General features: G+C 70.6%; 20 protein-coding genes, 1 tRNA gene and 1 other RNA gene. 8 read left to right on the forward strand and 14 right to left on the reverse strand.

Going from position 1 to position 17,406, the window contains the following annotated elements; all coding sequences use genetic code 11:
• Positions 1 to 16: 16 nt before the first annotated feature.
• Together ACYVF4_RS02225 and ACYVF4_RS02230 are read right to left on the reverse strand one after the other, a co-directional pair.
• On the reverse strand, positions 17 to 1,219 hold the full coding sequence (locus ACYVF4_RS02225) for a substrate-binding domain-containing protein (protein ID WP_460719310.1): 1,203 nt from the start codon (positions 1,217 to 1,219) through the stop codon (positions 17 to 19).
• A 163-nt stretch (positions 1,220 to 1,382) separates the two neighbouring features.
• A tRNA-Lys gene (locus ACYVF4_RS02230) sits at positions 1,383 to 1,458 on the reverse strand.
• 94 nt (positions 1,459 to 1,552) lie between these two features.
• On the opposite strand from ACYVF4_RS02230, the gene ACYVF4_RS02235 reads away from it, so the two are divergent.
• The 3 genes from ACYVF4_RS02235 to ACYVF4_RS02245 all read left to right on the forward strand — a co-directional run bounded on the left by ACYVF4_RS02235 (position 1,553) and on the right by ACYVF4_RS02245 (position 3,459).
• Entirely contained in the window at positions 1,553 to 2,383 is an 831-nt protein-coding gene (locus tag ACYVF4_RS02235) for an inositol monophosphatase family protein (protein WP_460719312.1), read from the forward strand.
• Between the two features lie 19 nt (positions 2,384 to 2,402).
• A complete protein-coding gene (locus tag ACYVF4_RS02240) occupies positions 2,403 to 2,984 on the forward strand; it encodes a hypothetical protein (RefSeq protein WP_460719314.1) in 582 nt (193 codons plus the stop codon).
• A 307-nt stretch (positions 2,985 to 3,291) separates the two neighbouring features.
• Positions 3,292 to 3,459 carry a hypothetical protein gene (locus ACYVF4_RS02245; RefSeq protein ID WP_460719316.1) on the forward strand — a complete coding sequence of 56 codons (168 nt, stop codon included), beginning with the start codon at positions 3,292 to 3,294 and terminating at the stop codon, positions 3,457 to 3,459.
• Positions 3,460 to 3,463: 4 nt separating this feature from the next.
• Here ACYVF4_RS02245 and ACYVF4_RS02250 read toward each other — a convergent pair whose 3' ends face one another.
• Positions 3,464 to 3,805, reverse strand: coding sequence for a YciI family protein (locus ACYVF4_RS02250; protein WP_460719318.1), 342 nt, complete (start codon positions 3,803 to 3,805; stop codon positions 3,464 to 3,466).
• 177 nt (positions 3,806 to 3,982) lie between these two features.
• Here ACYVF4_RS02250 and ACYVF4_RS02255 point away from each other — a divergent pair, with 177 nt between their 5' ends.
• Positions 3,983 to 5,272: a cytochrome P450 gene (locus tag ACYVF4_RS02255; RefSeq protein WP_460719320.1), complete on the forward strand. Its 1,290-nt coding sequence runs from the start codon at positions 3,983 to 3,985 to the stop codon at positions 5,270 to 5,272.
• 21 nt (positions 5,273 to 5,293) lie between these two features.
• On the opposite strand, the gene ACYVF4_RS02260 is transcribed toward ACYVF4_RS02255, so the two are convergent.
• The gene (locus ACYVF4_RS02260) at positions 5,294 to 5,554 is read right to left on the reverse strand and encodes a hypothetical protein (RefSeq protein ID WP_460719322.1); all 261 of its coding nucleotides are present in this window, start codon (positions 5,552 to 5,554) and stop codon (positions 5,294 to 5,296) included.
• Positions 5,555 to 5,681: 127 nt separating this feature from the next.
• Here ACYVF4_RS02260 and ACYVF4_RS02265 point away from each other — a divergent pair, with 127 nt between their 5' ends.
• A complete protein-coding gene (locus ACYVF4_RS02265; RefSeq protein ID WP_460719324.1) occupies positions 5,682 to 7,115 on the forward strand; it encodes an HNH endonuclease signature motif containing protein in 1,434 nt (477 codons plus the stop codon).
• Between the two features lie 222 nt (positions 7,116 to 7,337).
• Here the strand turns inward: ACYVF4_RS02265 and ssrA are convergent.
• The 5 genes from ssrA to ACYVF4_RS02290 form a co-directional block, all read right to left on the reverse strand.
• Positions 7,338 to 7,707: a transfer-messenger RNA gene (gene ssrA, locus ACYVF4_RS02270) on the reverse strand.
• Positions 7,708 to 7,860: 153 nt separating this feature from the next.
• Positions 7,861 to 8,646, reverse strand: a complete 786-nt coding sequence (locus ACYVF4_RS02275; RefSeq protein WP_460719326.1) for an anti-sigma factor — start codon at positions 8,644 to 8,646, stop codon at positions 7,861 to 7,863.
• Positions 8,633 to 9,202, reverse strand: coding sequence for an RNA polymerase sigma factor (locus tag ACYVF4_RS02280; protein ID WP_460719328.1), 570 nt, complete (start codon positions 9,200 to 9,202; stop codon positions 8,633 to 8,635). Before ACYVF4_RS02280 ends, ACYVF4_RS02275 begins: the two co-directional genes overlap by 14 nt.
• A gap of 4 nt (positions 9,203 to 9,206) precedes the next feature.
• A complete protein-coding gene (locus ACYVF4_RS02285) occupies positions 9,207 to 9,857 on the reverse strand; it encodes a class F sortase (protein WP_460719330.1) in 651 nt (216 codons plus the stop codon).
• Between the two features lie 8 nt (positions 9,858 to 9,865).
• A complete protein-coding gene (locus ACYVF4_RS02290; RefSeq protein WP_460719331.1) occupies positions 9,866 to 10,687 on the reverse strand; it encodes a DUF4397 domain-containing protein in 822 nt (273 codons plus the stop codon).
• Positions 10,688 to 10,817: 130 nt separating this feature from the next.
• Here ACYVF4_RS02290 and ACYVF4_RS02295 point away from each other — a divergent pair, with 130 nt between their 5' ends.
• Positions 10,818 to 11,477, forward strand: a complete 660-nt coding sequence (locus ACYVF4_RS02295) for an SIMPL domain-containing protein (RefSeq protein ID WP_460719333.1) — start codon at positions 10,818 to 10,820, stop codon at positions 11,475 to 11,477.
• 17 nt (positions 11,478 to 11,494) lie between these two features.
• Here ACYVF4_RS02295 and smpB read toward each other — a convergent pair whose 3' ends face one another.
• The 4 genes from smpB to prfB all read right to left on the reverse strand — a co-directional run bounded on the left by smpB (position 11,495) and on the right by prfB (position 15,188).
• Positions 11,495 to 11,971: an SsrA-binding protein SmpB gene (gene smpB / locus ACYVF4_RS02300; protein WP_460719335.1), complete on the reverse strand. Its 477-nt coding sequence runs from the start codon at positions 11,969 to 11,971 to the stop codon at positions 11,495 to 11,497.
• 82 nt (positions 11,972 to 12,053) lie between these two features.
• Positions 12,054 to 12,968 carry a permease-like cell division protein FtsX gene (gene ftsX, locus ACYVF4_RS02305; protein ID WP_460719337.1) on the reverse strand — a complete coding sequence of 305 codons (915 nt, stop codon included), beginning with the start codon at positions 12,966 to 12,968 and terminating at the stop codon, positions 12,054 to 12,056.
• On the reverse strand, positions 12,965 to 14,002 hold the full coding sequence (gene ftsE, locus ACYVF4_RS02310; protein ID WP_460719339.1) for a cell division ATP-binding protein FtsE: 1,038 nt from the start codon (positions 14,000 to 14,002) through the stop codon (positions 12,965 to 12,967). The genes ftsX and ftsE overlap by 4 nt, the downstream gene beginning before the upstream one ends.
• 76 nt (positions 14,003 to 14,078) lie before the next feature.
• Entirely contained in the window at positions 14,079 to 15,188 is a 1,110-nt protein-coding gene (prfB, locus tag ACYVF4_RS02315; RefSeq protein ID WP_460719341.1) for a peptide chain release factor 2, read from the reverse strand.
• On the opposite strand from prfB, the gene ACYVF4_RS02320 reads away from it, so the two are divergent.
• Positions 15,187 to 16,515: an MFS transporter gene (locus ACYVF4_RS02320; protein WP_460719343.1), complete on the forward strand. Its 1,329-nt coding sequence runs from the start codon at positions 15,187 to 15,189 to the stop codon at positions 16,513 to 16,515. The genes prfB and ACYVF4_RS02320 overlap by 2 nt on opposite strands.
• A gap of 15 nt (positions 16,516 to 16,530) precedes the next feature.
• Here the strand turns inward: ACYVF4_RS02320 and ACYVF4_RS02325 are convergent, their stop codons facing one another.
• Positions 16,531 to 16,908, reverse strand: coding sequence for a rhodanese-like domain-containing protein (locus tag ACYVF4_RS02325; RefSeq protein WP_460719345.1), 378 nt, complete (start codon positions 16,906 to 16,908; stop codon positions 16,531 to 16,533).
• A gap of 66 nt (positions 16,909 to 16,974) precedes the next feature.
• Between ACYVF4_RS02325 and trxA the strand changes: the two genes are divergently transcribed.
• Entirely contained in the window at positions 16,975 to 17,355 is a 381-nt protein-coding gene (gene trxA / locus ACYVF4_RS02330) for a thioredoxin (RefSeq protein WP_460719347.1), read from the forward strand.
• The last annotated feature ends 51 nt before the right edge of the window (positions 17,356 to 17,406 follow it).

The raw sequence follows: 17,406 nt of genomic DNA on the forward strand, positions 1-17,406 counted from the left end.
GTGACGCGCTCCCGGCTCACGGCGCCTCGGCGGGCGCGACCTCGTCGGCGTCCACCGTGTCGACCAGTTCGGGGACGAAGGTGTCGCCGTCGGCGACGAGGCGCACCTGGTACATCTGCTGCAGCAGGGCGTGGTCGCTCTCGCGGACCGTCATCGTCCCCTTCGGTCCCTCGAACTCGTAGCCCTCGAGCGCGTCGACCATCGCCTCGACGTCGCCGTCGCCCTCTTCGATCGCGTGCACGATCATGAGCGCGGCGTTGAAGCCGTCGGGGCTGAAGAGGTCGGGGGTGCCGCCGGCGGCTTCGATCGCCTCGATCATGGCGGCGTCGACCTCGCCGTCGGACGCCCCGGGGAAGTAGTGGTTCAAGAAGCTGATCTTCTCGGATGCCTCGCCGTAGGCCCCGAAGGTCGCGGCGTCGCCGAGCCCGGTGACGACGGGCACGTCGTCCATGACGCCCTGCTGGCTCATCGCCTGCCACATCGCGCCCGAGGTCGCCCCCGCCCACGCGACGAAGACCAGGTCGGGGTCCCCGGCGAGCACCTGCTGGGCGAAGGGTGTGAACTCGGTGACGTCCTCGGCGACGAGCACCGAGTCCACCGTCGCGCCCTCGGCGCCGAGGATCGCGTCGACGGCGGCGAGGTTCCCCTGGCCGAAGGCGGTGTCCTGCGCGAAGACGGTGATCTTCTTGCCCTCGATGTCGTCGAGGAAGGTTCCCGCGGTCGCGACGTCCTGCGCGCTCTGGCGGCCGGAGCGGAACGTGTAGTCGTTGATGCCGGTCAGTCCGTCGGCGGCGGCGGGCCCCGAGATGTAGAGGACCTTGTTCTGCTCGGCCTGCTCGGCGACCGCCAGCGCGACCCCCGAGGACGCGGTGCCGGCGATGATGCTGACCCCTGAGCCGATGAGCTCCTTCACGGCGGTGACGGCCTTGTCGGGGTCGCCGGCGTCGTCACGGTACTCGACCGTGATCGCGGTGCCGTCGACCTCGCCGGTGCCGTCGGTGGCGTAGTCGAGGCCCGCCTTGAAGGCATCCAGGTACTGCTTGCCGTACCCGGCGAGCGGGCCGGACTCGCTCGTGACGATGCCCACCGTGACCTCGGCCGGGCCCTCGGCGTCGTCGCCACCCGAACCGGCGCCGCCGGCCTGCGGCGCGCAGGCCGCCAGGACGAGGGCTGCGCCGGTGGCCACCGAGCCCAGGAGGATCTTCTTCGTAACCCGCATTCGCGTGCCTTTCGCCATTGGAAGGAAGCCCGGAGGCTAAACCTGAAAACCGATTCAGGTATCCGTAATCTACGAAGGCTATGCGGGCGAAGTCAAGCGGCGGCGCGCGCGGACGCTCGAAAACGCGAGAAGGCGGCCCCGTCCGGGACCGCCTTCTCGACTGTGGTGCACCCCCAGGGACTTGAACCCTGAACCCACTGATTAAGAGTCAGTTGCTCTGCCGATTGAGCTAGAGGTGCGTGATCCGCGACGTGGCGAACCGAGGGTCAACACTAGCATCACGATCGCCGTTACCTGAAATCGGGACGCCCGCGCGCGGTTTATCCTTGAGGGGTGTCCTCCCCCCGTGCAGCCGTCGAGTTCGACGCGCCCTATGACCGGGACCTGACGGCCGACCTCGAGCTGGCGCTCGCCCTGGCGGATGCCGCGGACGCGGCATCCATGTCACGCTTCGACGCGAGCGATCTGGACGTGCAGACCAAGGCCGACGCGTCGTTCGTCACCGAGGCCGATCTCGCCACCGAGCGCGCGATCCGCGACCTGCTCACGCGGGAGCGGCCGGCGGACGCCGTGTTCGGCGAGGAGTACGGGGTGACCGGTGAGTCGGCCCGGCAGTGGGTCATCGACCCGATCGACGGGACGTCCAACTACCTCAAGGGCATCCCGATGTGGGCGACGCTCATCGCGCTCCTGATCGACGGCGTCCCCCGCGTCGGCGTCGTCAGCCAGCCCGCCCTCGGCCGCCGATGGTGGGGCGCCACGGGTCTCGGCGCCTGGACGGCCTCGGATGCCGGCGGACCTCGCCGCCTGGCCGTGTCGCGCGTGGACGACCTCGCTCGGTCGAGCGTGAGCTTTCAGAGCATCGCGCAGTGGGACGAGGCGGGCAGGACCGACGCGCTGCTGCGACTGACCCGGGCGGTGTGGCGCGACCGCGGCTACGGAGACGCCTGGCCGTACATGCTGCTGGCCGAGGGACGGCTGGAGCTCGTAGCCGAGTTCGATGTCAAGGAGTACGACATCGCCGCCCACGTGCCCATCGTCCTCGAGGCGGGCGGACGCTTCACGTCCTTCGACGGTGACGACACCCTCTCGGCCCGATCCTCGCTCGCCACCAACGGCGTGCTGCACGACGCCTTCCTCGACCTGGTACACGCCACCGACTGACCCCGCACGGAGCCTCTCGATGACATTCCCCCGCCGCCGTCACGGCGCCGCACTCGCCCTGCTGGCCGGCGTCCTCGCCGTCTCGGCCTGCTCCGCACCCGCGGACCCGCAGACCCAGCCCGAGCCGACCACCACCCCGGTGCCGGTGGACACGCCCGTCGCCACTCCCGGCGGCACGCCGGCTGCCGAGCCCGCCGGGGATCCGACGTGCGAGACGATCATCCCCGCCGACATGGTGGCCGAGTTCGCATCCATCGGCTGGACGGTGCAGGAGCAGCCGTTCTACGCGGGCGACGTCGAGCTCAGCGACGGGATCCTGTGCGTCTGGGCGGACTTCGAGGGCCCAGCCGGCGATCACCTGCAGATGTTCGGCTGGTCCGAGATCTCGGATGAGGATGCCGCCGCGGCGCAGAAGTCGCTCGAAGCCCAGGGCTGGCTGCGCGAAGAGGACGCCGAGGGCGTCTACATCACCGAGAACCCCGACACGACGATCGCCACCGACGACGAGGGGTACGGCCTGACCTACCTGTTCGCCGAGGGCACCGTCACCCAGGCCGACACCAAGCAGGGGCTCGTCCTCATCGAGTGGCCTCCGCGCTGAGCTCCGCCGAGGGCGAGGCTGATCTTTACCACCCGCTTGGATTCGCTGAGGTGAAGTTGCGGGAATACCGCTACGGATAAGAAGCTTGCGCGGCTAGTCTCCCGTTTTGAGAGCACAGGAAGCTCTCAGGAAACTGAGACTGGGGAGATTGCCTTGCGCAGAAGCAAGACGATCGGCGCTGCCCCGGCGCGCGCGCGGCGGTACACGGCGGGCGGCGAAGCGACAACCCCCTCCGTCGCCGATCGCGGTCACCATACGCTCGACAACCGCAGGGCGCCTCAGCTCCGCACCACTCGAAAGGAATCCTATGGACAGCACGCCCATCCCGCCGCTCTCTCCGGAAGAAGAGGGGAACCCCGCGAGCGACCTGAAGACCGACGTCATCAAGGACGTCGAGCGAGAGCACACGATCACCTCGGACGTCGTCGGTCCGCGCGCGGAAGACATCCCGGACGAGAAGTCGGATCAGGGCTGAGGGGTCACGCCACGGGGTCGAACTGGAACTCCCGCAGCTCCTGCGGGCAGCGGCACGCCCGGGCGATCCTCGCGGCCCACTCGACGGCATCCTGTCGTGTGGGCAGCTCAAGCACGGTGTAGCCGCCGTTCGGAACCTCAGCATCGTCATAGCCGCCGTCGCGGACCCCGCCGTCCTCGGCGACCGTCACGACGCCGACACCTTCATTGATGCCACCGCCGAAGACATAGACGCCGGCGCGCTGGGCGTCGCGGATCACGTCGTGGGCGGCCTCTGCGACCGCCGGGAGCTCGTCGTCCGAGACGTCCATCGCAAAGCTCGGGAACGAGATCAGGTACTTCGTCATCGCGGTCCTTTCCGACGTGTCCCATCGTTAGCACACTCTGCCCGTTAGCACACTCTGCCCGTTAGCACACTCTGCCCGTTAGCACACTCGGCTCGATAGCACACTCGGCTCGATAGCACACTCGGCGGCAGAGGGAACCCCCTGTCCCGAGCGGAGCGTCCTTGACAGCGTGGAGGCATGCCCCACCCGCTGACGGATCAATCCCTGTCCATCCTGACCCGAGGCTACGACTTCAGCGCGCACATGTGGCAGCAGGCGCGAGCGGGCGCGAGGGCGGTGCCGATGCGACTGCTCGGTCACGACGCGCTTCTCGTCCGCGGCGTGGAGGGCGTCGACGTGTTCTACGACGACTCCCGCATCGCACGGCACGGCGCCATGCCCGCGTTCATCCAGGAGACGCTGTTCGGACACGCCTCGATCCACAGTCTCGACGGCGCCGAGCACCGGCATCGCAAGGCCGAGTTCGTGGACGTCCTGTACGACGACGCGCAGGTGGCGCGGCTCGCGCCCCTTCTCGAATACGAGTGGCGCAGCGAACTCGACGAATGGGTCGGCGGCGGCGAGCGGTCCGCCTATGACGCGGCCGTGGGCGCGCTGGGACGCGCGATCCTGCGGTGGGCGGGCATCCCGGGGACTGCGGCGGCGAAGACCAGGTGGGCGGCCCGGCTCGCGCAGATCGTCGACGGGTTCGGCGCGCCGTACTCCCCCGCCTTCGTTCTGGCGCAGCTCAACCGGCTCTGGTCGGATCGCCATGCCACCGCGCTGATCGACGCCGTCCGCGAGGGAGTGCTCGACCCCGCGCCCGGCACCGCCCTGCACGCGTGGGCGACGTACCGCGACCTCCGCGGCGATCTGCTGCTGTCGCGCACGGCCGGCGTCGAACTGCAGAACAGCGTCCGCCCGATGATCGCCGTCGCGCGCTTCGTGGCCTTCGCCGCGAAGGAGCTGCACGATCATCCGCAGTGGCGCGACCGGATCGCCGCCGAGTCCGCGGCGACGGGCGCCCTGGTCGACAACCCCGCCGCGATCGCGTTCGCGCAAGAGATCAGGCGGACGGCCCCCTTCGTCCCGATGCTGCCCGGAAAGACCATCGCCGCGGTGGAGCTGGACGGCGAACGGGTGGATGCCGGGGAGCGGGTCGTCCTCGACATCCTGGCCACGAACACCGACCCGCTCGCGTGGGACGACCCCGAGGTCTTCCGGCCCGAGCGCTTCGAAGGCGTGTCGGACTACGAGGCCCTGCGCGCCTTCGTCCCCCACGGGGGCGCCGATGTGAGGACGGGCCATCGCTGCCCGGGCGAGAAGCTCGCGATCGCCGGGCTCGCGGCGGGGGTCGCCGCCCTGAGCGATCCCCGCGTGACGATCCTCGGATCCGGTCTCGAGGTGAACCGGCGGCGGCTGCCGACCAAGCCGGCATCGGGCGGACGCGTCCGATCCTCGACGGCGGCGCGCTGCCCGTTCCACTGAGGGATCGGGCGCGGACAGCCGTCACGCCGGGATGAAGAGGTTGCCCACAAGGAGCGGGACGTTGAACGCGGTGGCGGCACCGCCGGCATCCGCCCCTGCCATGAGCGGCGTGATCAGCAGACTTGCGGCGATCAAAGGGGCCGACGTGACGCCCAGCCCGAATGCCGTCCATGCCAGCGCGCTGATCCGCGATCGGTCGCGCGCGATCCGCGGGCCGAGCTGCCGGTCCAGAGTGAAGCCGATCGCGACGCCCAGAATGATGCCCAGCGCGTAGTAGATCATCGTTCCCACCTCCGCGGTGTGGGGTTCCACGCTAGGCGGCGACGCGAGCGCGATGCCGGGTCGTTGGTCCCACGAGGGCTCTACGTCTGTTCGAAGGAATGTCCGAGGCCCTGCGCATACTGGATCCATGACCGATCCCGCCCCCGACGAAGCCGCTGCGACAGCGGTGACGCGTCTGGGTGAGATCGTGCCCGAGGTCGTCGACATCCGCCGGCAGATCGCGGCGCTGCAGGCGCGCGAGGCGAGCGTGCTGGCTCGCGCGTCGGCCGTGGCCGCAGAGTGGGCGGATGCCGGTGCCACGGTGTCGGACGCGGACCTCGCCCACCGGACGGTGGCGGCGGAGCTCGGCGCCGCGCTGCGGGTGTCGGACCGCACGGTGCAGCGTCAGCTGCACGAGGCGGAGCGGCTCGTCGGCGGCTTCCCGAAGACGATGGCGTCCCTCGCCGCCGGCGGCATCTCGATGGCCCACGCCCGCATCATCGTCGAAGCCGGCGAACGCATCGTGCGGGACGAGCTGAGGGCGGAGTACGAGGACACCGTCCTCCCCTACGCCGAGGCCGAGTCCGCGTCGCGGCTGCGCCCGGTCGCCCGCCGCCGCGCCCAGTGGTTCCTCGAAGAGACCGTCCGCACCCGGCACCGGGTCGCCGCCCGCTCCCGGAACGTCATCGTGTTCGATCTCGACGACGCCATGTCCGAGGTGCGCGCCGTGGTGCCCAGCGTCCTCGCCCACGGCATCCATGACCGTCTCACCACCATGGCACGCGACGTCGTGGATGCCCAGGCGCAGGCGATCCGCGACGCCAAGGTCGCCGCGGCCGCCGCCGAGAGCGACGCCCGCCGCGCCGTCGGCGACACCCTCGCGTTCGACGCCGACGAGATCCAGCGGCTGACCGACGCCGCGAAGCAGGCGCGGGCCGTCGTGGACGACCTCGTCGCCGCGCGACGGTCGATGAACGCCGTCCGCGCGGACCTGCTGGCCGATCTGCTTCTGGCCGGCGACCCCCTCGCCCACGTCGGCACCCGCGAGACCGGACTGGCCGCCATCCACGCCACCGTCCAGGTGACCGTCCCCGTCCTCAGCCTCATCGACTCCCCCCTCGACGACCCGTTCGACGCGACCAGCCTCGCCGGATACGGCCCCATCGACCCCGACAGCGCCAAAGAGCTCGCCGCCGGCGCCCCCGGATGGGAACGGATCCTCACCCACCCCGTCTCGGGCAGCGTTCTCGCCGTGGACCGCTACCAGCCGAGCGAGAAGATGCGGCGGCACCTGCGCATCCGCGACCAGCACTGCCGATTCCCCGGATGCCGCAACCCCGCCGCACGCAGTGATCTCGACCACACCGTCGACCACGCCAAAGGCGGGGCAACAGCCCACACGAACCTCGCCCACCTCTGCCGGCGACACCACACCCTGAAACACCACACGCCGTGGACCGTCGTGCAGCAGCGCGGTGGGGTCCTGGAGTGGACGAGCCCCACCGGCCGCGTCTACCCCGACCATCCGGTATCCGGCGTGCAGTTCGCCACCGACGCCGAGTTCGACCCCGCACCGTTCTGACCACCGGTCGTCGGGCGTGCGTTTCGTCTCGCTTCGCTCGCTCAACGACCGGGTCGGGGCGACAGGGTGCGCCGTCTCGCTTCGCTCGCTCAACGACCGGGGGTCGGGGCGACGGGCGGGCGTTTCGTCTCGCTGCGCTCGCTCAACGACCGAAACGAGACGAGGCCCCGACCGCCGTGCGTGTGCACGATGGTCGGAGCCTCGAATCCCTGTGACAGCGGTTGGTGGAGATGGGGGGAATCGAACCCCCGTCCATTGCTGAATCTCTGCGGTTTCTCCGGGCGCAGTCTGTACGAGCGTTCTACTCGGCCCCGACCTTTGTCACAGACACCTAAGTCGACAGGCCCAGTCTGGAAAGAGTCCCGCGCGGCGTCCAGACGCCACCGCGCAGCTAGATCCCTAGATGACGCCAGGACCCGTGTCGGGATCACACACGGACTGACGGACTATCGGGCTCGCTTAGGCAGCGAGGGCGAAGTCGGACTGCTTCTTTTCGGCAGTTATTGGTTTGCAGGGGGCGTTCACGAGATAACCCTGCATCCTCGGCCCGCTTCACGCAGATAGGCAGGCAATGTCGAAACCGATCATCCCCTGGACCTCGAATCGAGGTTGTTCCTTCTTGCGAAGGGCCGCTGTCACACTGTGGAGTTGCCAAGCCGGATGCCGCTGCATCCGAGCACATCAGGATACAACGGATGCCGGCGCGCCGCCATTCCCGGCAGGCGTCGGCGCGCCGGGAAGGTGCTCAGGCGAAGTCGAGCTCGCCCCGGACGATCGAGTCGCCGGAGTGGGTCGGGTCGCCGTCCTCGGGCTCCTGCGAGATGTCGACCAGGACGTAGTCGCGGATGTCGACATCCTCGGGCACGGCGAACTCGCCCTCGGTGCCCTCGAGGATTCCCAGGCTCACGATCGCCGTGGCGTCGGCGGTGATGAGCCACACCTCCCGGTAGCCGGTGCCGGCCTCATCGTCCTCGAGCTCGACGCGGACGACCTTCTCGCCGTCCTCACCCTCGACGACGACCGCCGAGCCCTCGGCACCCGGATGGTCGGGGAAGGCGGCCAGGTTCGCCGAGGCGACCTGCACCACCTGCGCCGGCCGGATGAGCGCCCACGTCCCGACGACGGCGAGGACGACAGCGGCGCTGGCGGCGAGGGCGAGCATCAGCCGGGACAGCCGGGGGCCCGCCCCGCCGCCACGCGGGGCCGCGCGATTCCCCGCGGCGGCCGGCGCCGCGTCCGCGGCGGTCGGCGCGGCCACGGGAGAGCCGGGCACGGCGGTGACCGGCATCCGCCTGTCGTCGACCGGAACAGTGGGCGCGGCGATCTCGGCGGCGATGCGGTCCCACACTCGCTGCGGCGGGGCCTCGAGGCCGCCCATGCCTACGGTGGACTTTCCGACGAGCACCGTCCGGCGCAGTTCGGACAGCTCGAGCGCGCACTCGGGGCAGGCGGCGAGATGTGCCGTGTCGGCGTCGCTCGCGGGCTCGCCCAGAGCGACCAGAGCGATCTGCTCGGGGTCAAGGTGCGACATGGCTCACCTCCAATCGGCTCCTCAGTCGGCTCAGACTTCTACGTATATGGCTTTTCACGGTTCCGAGCGGCATGCCGAGCCGGTCGGAGATCTGCTGATGTGTCAGATCGTCGTAGAACGCCAGCCGGACGACGTTCCGCGCATCCGGTTCCAGTCTCTCCACTTCGTCCGCCATCAGCAGCCGGTCGGCGAGATCGATGTCCGAATGGACCAGTTCGTCGCCCGCGGTGCGCTGCAGCTCTTCCTGCAGAGCCTTCACCTTGGCGCGAGCCTCGTGCGTGTCCGCGATCCGCCGGCGGGTGATCGCCACGAGCCACGTCGACAGCTTCGCCTTCGCAGGATCGTACGACGTCCGCGACGTCCAGGCCGACACGAAGACCTTCTGCGTGACGTCCTCGGCATCGCCCCGGTCGCCCAGCGACCGCAGCGCGAGGGTGAAGACCAGGGGCGACCACCGCCGGTAGACCGCCGCGAGTGCACGCTCGTCACCTGCGCGGAACCGCTCCGCGATCTCGGCCTCGTCGGGTTCTTCCACGAGTGCCTCTCCCCTCGTCATCACGTCAGTCATCGCCGGAACCGGCCGGCGATGCGACGGCGACGACGTTGTCGGCGTACCGACCGGTCGCGCTGTCGAACTCTCCGCCACACGTGATCAGGATCAGTTTGTCGGTGCCCGAACGCGCGAACACGTCATTGACGGGAAGGTCCGCCTTGGGGTAGTACGTCACCGAGTCCACCGTGTAGCGATGAGTCGTCCCGGCCTCGTCGACCACCGTGACCTCGTCTCCGCCGCCGAGCTCCCGCAGCCGCGCGAGCGGACCGATCGGGTAGTCGGGCGCATCCACGTGAGCCGAGATGACCACGTTGCCGTCGGGGCTGGACGGGTCCGCCCCGAAGCGGTACCACCCCCCGACCGCAGGGTCCTCGTTCAGCTCCATGAATCCGCCTTCCTCGACGCCGACGGGGGTCACCGGGATGTCGACCGAGATCGCCGGCACGGCGAGCCGGACCGGAGGCACGGACCGTCGTGGCGGCGCTGGTGTCGCCGCCACGACGGGCACATCGACCGACGCGGTCGGTCGTGGCGCCGCGCTGGCCGAAGCCGCGCGGTCCGTGGTCGCGGGTGCGGTCTCGGGCTGACCTCCGCACCCGGACAGGGCGAAGACGACCACCCCGGCCAGGAGTACCGGGATGATCGTCTTCGCCGACATGTGGGCGATCAGCGGTTCGCGCGGGCCCGGGCGAGGACCGCACCGGTGGTGCCGGCGGCGGCGAGCAGGGCGAAGGCACCCACGAGCAGGAGCGCCTGCATCATGGCGTCGCGCTCGGCGAGCTGGCCGCCGGTGCCGGAGTTCACGCCCTCGGGAGCCGAATGCAGGCCCTCGATGGTCTGGACGGCGATGTCGAGGTTCTCGTCCTCGAGGCTGCCCCACGCGTAGACGATCGTCAGCACCCCCTCCTGGACGTCGACGGGAGCCGGACCGATGACCGGGTCGGTGGTGCCGGCGGCGGCCACCGAGGCGTCCACGGTGCCGGCGGCGAGGTCGAGCGAGGCCTCATCCGGGTTCGCCAGTCCCTCGATCACGGGGCTGCCGCCGGCGAGCACGTCGACGGCAGGAGCCGCGGCGGTGTGCCGGACGGTGAGACGGCCCTCACCGGCCGCGGTCTCGGAGATGTCGTTCACGAAGGGCGTGACGGTCGGCTCGCCGGCCTCGTCGAGGTGCGCCACTGCGGTGTAGCTGGTGTTCGCCTCGAGGGTGACCGTCAGGGGGCCGAGGACCGGCGCGCTGTCGTCGGTCGCGTCGGGCGCGGTGAGGGCTACCTCGTAGTCGCCCGCGGCCAGGTCGAGGGGGCCTGCGAGATCGCCCGGCTGGAAGTCGTCGAGGGTCAGCTCGCCGTTGACGTAGACGTCGACGGGGGTGTCGGGGATGCCGTGCAGCACGTACAGGTCGGCGGTGGTCTCCGAGATGGCGTGGGCCGGGGTGATCAGGCCGAGAGCGGCGACAGCGCCGACGACCACGCCCGTCATGGTCTTTCGCATGATGTTCCTCCAGTTCGAGGCGACCGTGCGTCGCCCGTCGGATGGGTATTCCGGGACCCCCGCCTATTTGGATGCACCCGAATGCACATCGACCGATCCGGATGCCGGCTCCCCGGCGTACCATCACGGCATGAGCGACGTCGTCATCACCGTCCGCGGACAGCACGAGACCACGCGGACGCCCGAGCGCGCCGTCGCCCACGCGAGCGTCGCCGCCGACGGCCGGGACCGCGGCGAGGTCGTCGCCCGCGTCTCGGCGCTCGCCCGCGCGGTCCAGGACGACCTCGCCGCCCGGCAGGAGGCCGGCGCGGTCCTGGAGTGGTCGAGCCAGCGGATGGCGGTGTGGTCGGACAGGCCGTGGAACGCCGAGGGCAAGCGCCTGCCGCTCGTCCACCACGCGTCAGTCGACGTGACCGCCACGTTCGGCGACGTGTCAGAGCTGTCGTCGTGGACGAACTCGGTGATCGAGCACGACGGCGTCCGCCTCAGCCACATCCAATGGCAGCTCACGCCCGACACCCGCGCGCGCGTCGAGCAGGACGTCGCCGCCGCGGCGGTGTCGGTGGCCGTCGCGCGCGCCACCGCGTACGCCCGGGCCCTCGGCCTCGGCTCGGTCGTGCCGCTCGAGGTCGCGGACACCGGTCTGCTGTCGGCGCCGGATCAGCCGCGACCCGAGCGGATGTTCGCGCGGATGGCGGCCGACACCATGGGCGGCGGGCCCGAGATACGGCTGGAGCCCGAGGACATCGTGGTCACGGCATCCGTCGAAGCGCGCTTCGCCGCGCACTGACTCGCGTCAGCGCCGCGTCAGTCGCCCATGCGGTTGCGCGTGCGCATCGCCCGCTCGGCCTCGCGCTTGTCCTGCCGCTCGCGCAGCGTCTGGCGCTTGTCGTACTCGGCCTTGCCCTTGGCGACGGCGATCTCGACCTTCGCCCGGCCGTCCGAGAAGTACAGCTTCAGCGGGACGAGGGTGTAGCCGCCGGCTGAGATGGCGTGGCTGAGCTTGACGATCTCGTCCTTGTGCAGCAGCAGTTTGCGCACGCGCTTGGCTGAGTGGTTGGTCCAGTGGCCCTGCGAGTACTCGGGGATGTGCACGGCGTCCAGGAACGCCTCGCCGCCGTCGATGTAGGCGTAGCCGTCGCTGAGGTTCGCCCGGCCCTGACGCAGGGACTTCACCTCGGTGCCGGTGAGCACCAGGCCCGCCTCGTACGTCTTCTCGATGTTGTACTCGTGGCGCGCCCGACGGTTGGTCGCGATGACCTTCTCGCCGCGTTCCCGGGGCATGGCTCTTCTCCTCGTTCGCGCTCGCGCGCCGACATCATGGCCGCGCGGGGCGCACGGCAGCCTGTCAGTCTAACCCGTCCGATCAGGCCCGCAGCCAGCGGCGGATCGCGAACCCTGCCGACAGCGCCGCCAGCAGCGCCCCGATGCCGATGAGCACCGGGATCACCAGCCACGCATCGTCGATGCCCACCCACGTCGTGACGAACTCCACGCGACGCCGCAGATAGCCGTCCACACCGAAGTGGATGCCGGCGATCACGGCCCCGCTGGCGAGCAGGGAGCCGAGCAGGGCGGCGAAGACGCCCTCGAGGATGAACGGGGTCTGGATGAACCGGTTCGACGCGCCCACCAGCCGCATGATGCCGATCTCGCGCCGCCGCGCGTACGCGGACAGCCGGATCGTCGTGGCGATCAGCAGGACGGCGGCGATGAGCATCAGCACCGCGATCCCCACCGCGATGTACGTTCCCACGGTCAAGGCCGAGAACAGCGGTTCGAGATACTGCAGCTGGTCCTCGACGCTCTCGATGCCCTGCGTCCCGCTGAAGGCCTCGATGATGACGTCGGCCTGCCGCTGATCGATCAGGTTGATCCGGAACGTCTCGGGCAGCTGATCGGGCGTGATGACGCTGGCGTAGTCCTCGCCGAGCAGGTCGATGACGTTCTGGTACGCCTCCTCCTGATCCTCGAAGCGCACGTCGCGGATGAGGGGTGCCAGCGCCGGTCCCGCCAGCTTCGCCTCGACCTCGGCGAGCTGCTCGGGGGTCGCCGCCCCGTCGGTGCACGTGGGCTCCTGCGAGATCTCGGTGCACATGAACACCGCCACCTGCGCGCGGTCGACCCAGTAGTCGCGCATCGTGCCGATCTGCATCTGCATGAGGATGGCCGCGCCCACGAACGTGAGCGACACGAACGTCACCAGCACGACCGAGATGACCATCGACGCATTGCGACGGAGCCCGGTGAACGCTTCACCGAGGATGAGCCCGACCCTCACGACGTGGGCCCGACTTCGTGATCGGGTTCGCCGTCGCCGAGTCCCAGCCGGTCGGCCAGTCCCAGCTCCGAGACCTCGACCTCGGCGATGTCCGCGATCGGCAGCGGCTGGGTGGGCGCCTTCACGATCGGGGGCGTCACGACCGGGGCAGGCGCCGTCTCGGTCGGGGTCTGCGGGGTGGCGCCGGCGGTCTGGATCGTGGCGCCGGCGTCGTCGGCGGGCGACGCGGCAGAGTGGGCATCGGATGCCGCGGCCAGGGCGACCTCGCGCTGCACCTCGAGCACCGCCGTCAGCGCCGCGACCGCGGCGGCGCCGCGCGCGGGCTCGGGGGCGAGGCTCGGCAGTCCGGACGTGTCGCCGTAGCCGCCGTGCCGTTCGTCGCGGACGAGCTCTCCGCCGCGCAGCTCGATGACGCGGCGCTGCATCTGGTCGACGAAGCCCTTCTCGTGGGTGGCCATGACGACGGTGGTGCCGCCGGCGTTGATCCGCGCGAGCAGCTGCATGATGTCCACCGACGTGGCGGGGTCGAGGTTGCCCGTGGGCTCGTCGGCGAGCAGGACCTGCGGGCGGTTGACCAGGGCGCGGGCGATCGCGACGCGCTGCTGCTCACCGCCGGACAGCTCGTGCGGCAGGCGCTTCTCCTTGCCGTCCAGGCCCACGAGGGCGAGGACCTCGGGCACCGCCTGGCGGATGAAGGGCCGAGAGGACCCGATCACCTGCAGCGTGAAGGCGACGTTCTGGAAGACCGTCTTGTTCGGCAGCAGCCGGAAGTCCTGGAACACCGCCCCGATGTGGCGCCGGAAATACGGCACCTTCCGGTTGGACAGCGTCCGCAGGTCCCGGCCGAGGACGACCACGCGGCCGTCCGTGGGGGTCTCCTCGCGCAGGATGAGGCGCAGGCACGACGACTTCCCCGAGCCGGAGGCGCCGACGAGGAAGACGAACTCGCCGCGCACCACCTCGAAGTCCACCTGGTGGAGGGCCGGATGGGCGGTGCCGCGGAAGCGTTTCGTGACGTTCTCGAACCGGATCATGGCTCAGCCAGCCTAAGCGCGCTCGCGCCGGGGATGTTCCGCGACACCCGCGGGCCCGGCATCCGGTGTCAGGCGATCAGTCGTCGTCCTTGCGCTTGCGCCAGCGGATGCCGGCCGCGATGAAGCCGTCCAGATCGCCGTCGAAGACGGTGGCGGGGTTGCCGACCTCGTGGCCGGTGCGCAGGTCCTTCACCAGCTGCTGGCCGTACAGGAAGTACGAGCGCATCTGGTCGCCCCAGCTCGCGGTGATGACACCGGCGAGCTCCTTCTTCTTGGCCGCCTCCTCTTCGCGCTTGAGCAGCAGCAGGCGGGTCTGGAGGACCCGCATCGCGGCGGCGCGGTTCTGGATCTGCGACTTCTCGTTCTGCATCGAGACGACGATGCCGGTCGGAAGGTGGGTCAGGCGCACCGCCGAGTCGGTCGTGTTCACCGACTGGCCGCCCGGGCCCGAGGAGCGGAAGACGTCCACGCGCAGGTCGTTCTCGGGGATCTCGACCTCGACGGCCTCTTCCATGACGGGGATGACCTCGACCGCCGCGAAGCTCGTCTGACGCTTGTCGGCCGAGCCGAAGGGGCTGATGCGCGCGAGGCGGTGCGTGCCGGCCTCGACCGACAGGGTGCCGTAGGCGTAGGGGGCGTCGACCTCGAAGGTGGCGGACTTGATGCCCGCGCCCTCGGCGTACGAGGTGTCCATCACCTTGACGGGGTACTTGTGACGCTCGGCCCAGCGCAGGTACATGCGCAGCAGCATCTCGGCGAAGTCGGTGGCGTCGTCGCCGCCCGCGCCCGAGCGGATCGTGACGACGGCGGAGCGCTCGTCGAACTCGCCGTCCAGGAGCGTCTGCACCTCGAGCTGCCCGATGACGTCCTCGAGCTCGGCGAGCTCCTTGCGGGCCTCGTCGGCGGAGTCCTCGTCCTCCATCTCGACGGCGAGCTCCACGAGCACCTCGAGGTCGTCGAGTCGCTGCTCGATCTCGGCGATGCGCTTGTACTCGGCCTGCCGGTGGCTGAGGGCGCTGGTGACCTTCTGCGCCTTCTCGACGTCGTCCCAGAGGTCGGGGGCACCGGCCTCTTCGCTGAGGCGGGCGATCTCGGCCTGAAGCGCGTCGACGTCCACCACCGCCTGGATGTCGGAGAAGGTGGAACGCAGGGCCTGGATGTCGGCGGAAAGATCGAGCTCGAGCATGACACTCCAGACTAACGTGGATGCGGTGGCCGACCGCTCCCTTCGCGCTCGGGACGTGCTGTGGGGTTTCGGCCCGATGGTCTACGCCCCCACCGTGCTGTTCGCCCTCGGCGAGGGCGCGGTCATCCCGCTGATCCCCGTCATCGCCGCGCGGCTCGGCGCCGACGTGGCGACGGCCGCGCTCGTGGCCTCGGCACTCGTGGTCGGCCAGCTGGCCGGCAATCTTCCCGCCGGGTGGGCCGTCGCCCGGCTCGGCGAGCGGTTCACGATGGCCGGCGCCGGGATCCTGGCCCTCGCGGGCGTGGCCGGGATGGCGCTGGCGCCCGTCCTCGGCGTCCTCGCGATCTCGGTGTTCGTCATCGGGTTCAGCGCGGCCGGCTTCGGCCTGGCGCGCCACTCGTTCATGACCACGCGCGTCCCGCCGGCCTTCCGCGCCCGGGCGCTGTCGCTGCTGGGCGGCTCGTTCCGGCTGGGGATGTTCGTCGGGCCGTTCGTCGCCGCCGCGCTGCTTTTCGCGTTCGGGGTCGAATCCGCCGCAATCTGGTTCTTCGGCGTGTGCCTCATCGCCACCGTCGTCCTCGTCCTCGCCGGCCCCGACCCCGAGGCCGCCGCCGCGGCGCAGGACGCGCGCCGGGCGCCTGCGTCGCCGGGCTCCCCCGCGGCCGACGAGACCCTCGCCGAAGACACCGGCGAGCCGGTCACCGGCTCGGTGCGGACCGTCGGGCGGGCGGGGGTGTTCGCCACCATGCGCCGCCACCGCGGCGTGCTCGCGCGGCTCGGCGTGGCCGCGGCATCCCTGTCCGCCGTGCGCTCGGCGCGGCAGGTGGTGCTTCCGCTGTGGGGCGTGTCCATCGGGCTCGACGCGCAGACCATCGCCCTCGTCGTCGGGATCTCGGGGGCGATCGACTTCGCCCTGTTCTACGCCAGCGGCCAGGTGATGGACCGCTTCGGCCGGCTGTGGGCCGCACTGCCGGCGATGCTCCTGATGGGCGCCGGCTTCGCGGCGCTGTCGGTCACGCACGACCTCGATCAGTCGGCGATGTGGTTCGCGATGTTCGCGGCCGTGCTCGGCGTGGGCAACGGGCTGTCCAGCGGTATCCTGCTGACCCTCGGCGCCGACGTCGCCCCCAAGGACGACCCCGCGCCGTTCCTCGGCTCGTGGCGGACGCTCACCGACGCGGGCGGCGCCGCGGCGCCGCTGGTGGTCTCGGCCGTCGCCGCCGCCTTCTCGCTGTCGGTCGCGGCAGGCGTCATGGGCGCGGTCGCCCTGCTGGGCGCCGGGGCGTTCCTGCGCTGGGTGCCCCGGTTCGTGCCGGGTCGCGAGTGATCGGGGCGCGGGCGATCAGTCCTTGACGATCGGCAGCCCGGTCGCCGCCGCGGCGCGGTCGATGCCACCGGCATCCGTGACGTCGTCGAAGCCGGCCGCCTCCATGATCTGGACGGCCTGGGCCGAGCGGTTGCCGCTGCGGCAGTAGACGACGTACTCGCCCTCGGGGTCGAACTGCGCGATGTCGGATTCGAAGCTGCCCGATTGCAGGTTGACGTTCACGGCGCCGTCGAGGTGGCCCGAGGCGTACTCCATGTCGGTGCGCACGTCCACGACCACGGTCCGCTCGGTGACCTCGATCCGCGCCGCCGCGGGGGCCGAGGAGCAGGACGCCAGCCCCAGGCCGAGGGCGGCGAGAACGGCGACGGAGGCGAGAGCGGAGCGGATGCGCATGGGGGCCTTTCGGGAAGGAGGAGGCGAACGATGCCCCACTATACCCCCTGGGGTATAGTGGATGCCATGAGCACCCGTGAGATCACCATCGACAACATCGCCCAGACCATCGAAGACGGCGACATCGTGCTGCTGGACTTCTGGGCGGCATGGTGCGGACCGTGCCGCGCCTTCGGCCCGGTCTTCGAGAAGGCGTCCGAGGCGCACGACGACATCGTCTTCGGCAAGATCGACACCGAGGCGCAGCAGCAGCTCGCCGCCGGGTTCCGGATCACGTCGATCCCGACCCTCATGGCGTTCCGCGAGGGCGTGCTCGTCTTCTCGCAGCCCGGCGCCCTCGCCGCACCGCAGCTCGAGCAGGTCATCGACGCCGTGAAGGGCCTGGACATGACCGACGTGCACGCGCAGGTCGCCGCGGCGAAGGCCGAGCAGGCCGCCCAGGCGTGAGCGGACACCTGAGCTCCGACTCGGGCTCCGCGCCGAACACGCTCGGGTTCC

The organism is Microbacterium aureliae (assembly GCF_054780155.1).

Coding starts and splice junctions, on each gene's coding strand:
- ACYVF4_RS02225 (WP_460719310.1), bottom strand. CDS start 1,219: ATGCGGGTTACGAAGAAGATCCTCCTGGGCTCGGTGGCCACCGGCGCA.
- ACYVF4_RS02240 (WP_460719314.1), top strand. CDS start 2,403: ATGACATTCCCCCGCCGCCGTCACGGCGCCGCACTCGCCCTGCTGGCC.
- ACYVF4_RS02245 (WP_460719316.1), top strand. CDS start 3,292: ATGGACAGCACGCCCATCCCGCCGCTCTCTCCGGAAGAAGAGGGGAAC.
- ACYVF4_RS02250 (WP_460719318.1), bottom strand. CDS start 3,805: ATGACGAAGTACCTGATCTCGTTCCCGAGCTTTGCGATGGACGTCTCG.
- ACYVF4_RS02255 (WP_460719320.1), top strand. CDS start 3,983: ATGCCCCACCCGCTGACGGATCAATCCCTGTCCATCCTGACCCGAGGC.
- ACYVF4_RS02260 (WP_460719322.1), bottom strand. CDS start 5,554: ATGATCTACTACGCGCTGGGCATCATTCTGGGCGTCGCGATCGGCTTC.
- ACYVF4_RS02265 (WP_460719324.1), top strand. CDS start 5,682: ATGACCGATCCCGCCCCCGACGAAGCCGCTGCGACAGCGGTGACGCGT.
- ACYVF4_RS02275 (WP_460719326.1), bottom strand. CDS start 8,646: ATGTCGCACCTTGACCCCGAGCAGATCGCTCTGGTCGCTCTGGGCGAG.
- ACYVF4_RS02280 (WP_460719328.1), bottom strand. CDS start 9,202: ATGACGAGGGGAGAGGCACTCGTGGAAGAACCCGACGAGGCCGAGATC.
- ACYVF4_RS02285 (WP_460719330.1), bottom strand. CDS start 9,857: ATGTCGGCGAAGACGATCATCCCGGTACTCCTGGCCGGGGTGGTCGTC.
- ACYVF4_RS02290 (WP_460719331.1), bottom strand. CDS start 10,687: ATGCGAAAGACCATGACGGGCGTGGTCGTCGGCGCTGTCGCCGCTCTC.
- ACYVF4_RS02295 (WP_460719333.1), top strand. CDS start 10,818: ATGAGCGACGTCGTCATCACCGTCCGCGGACAGCACGAGACCACGCGG.
- smpB (WP_460719335.1), bottom strand. CDS start 11,971: ATGCCCCGGGAACGCGGCGAGAAGGTCATCGCGACCAACCGTCGGGCG.
- ftsE (WP_460719339.1), bottom strand. CDS start 14,002: ATGATCCGGTTCGAGAACGTCACGAAACGCTTCCGCGGCACCGCCCAT.
- ACYVF4_RS02320 (WP_460719343.1), top strand. CDS start 15,187: ATGACACTCCAGACTAACGTGGATGCGGTGGCCGACCGCTCCCTTCGC.
- prfB (WP_460719341.1), bottom strand. CDS start 15,188: ATGCTCGAGCTCGATCTTTCCGCCGACATCCAGGCCCTGCGTTCCACC.
- ACYVF4_RS02325 (WP_460719345.1), bottom strand. CDS start 16,908: ATGCGCATCCGCTCCGCTCTCGCCTCCGTCGCCGTTCTCGCCGCCCTC.
- trxA (WP_460719347.1), top strand. CDS start 16,975: ATGAGCACCCGTGAGATCACCATCGACAACATCGCCCAGACCATCGAA.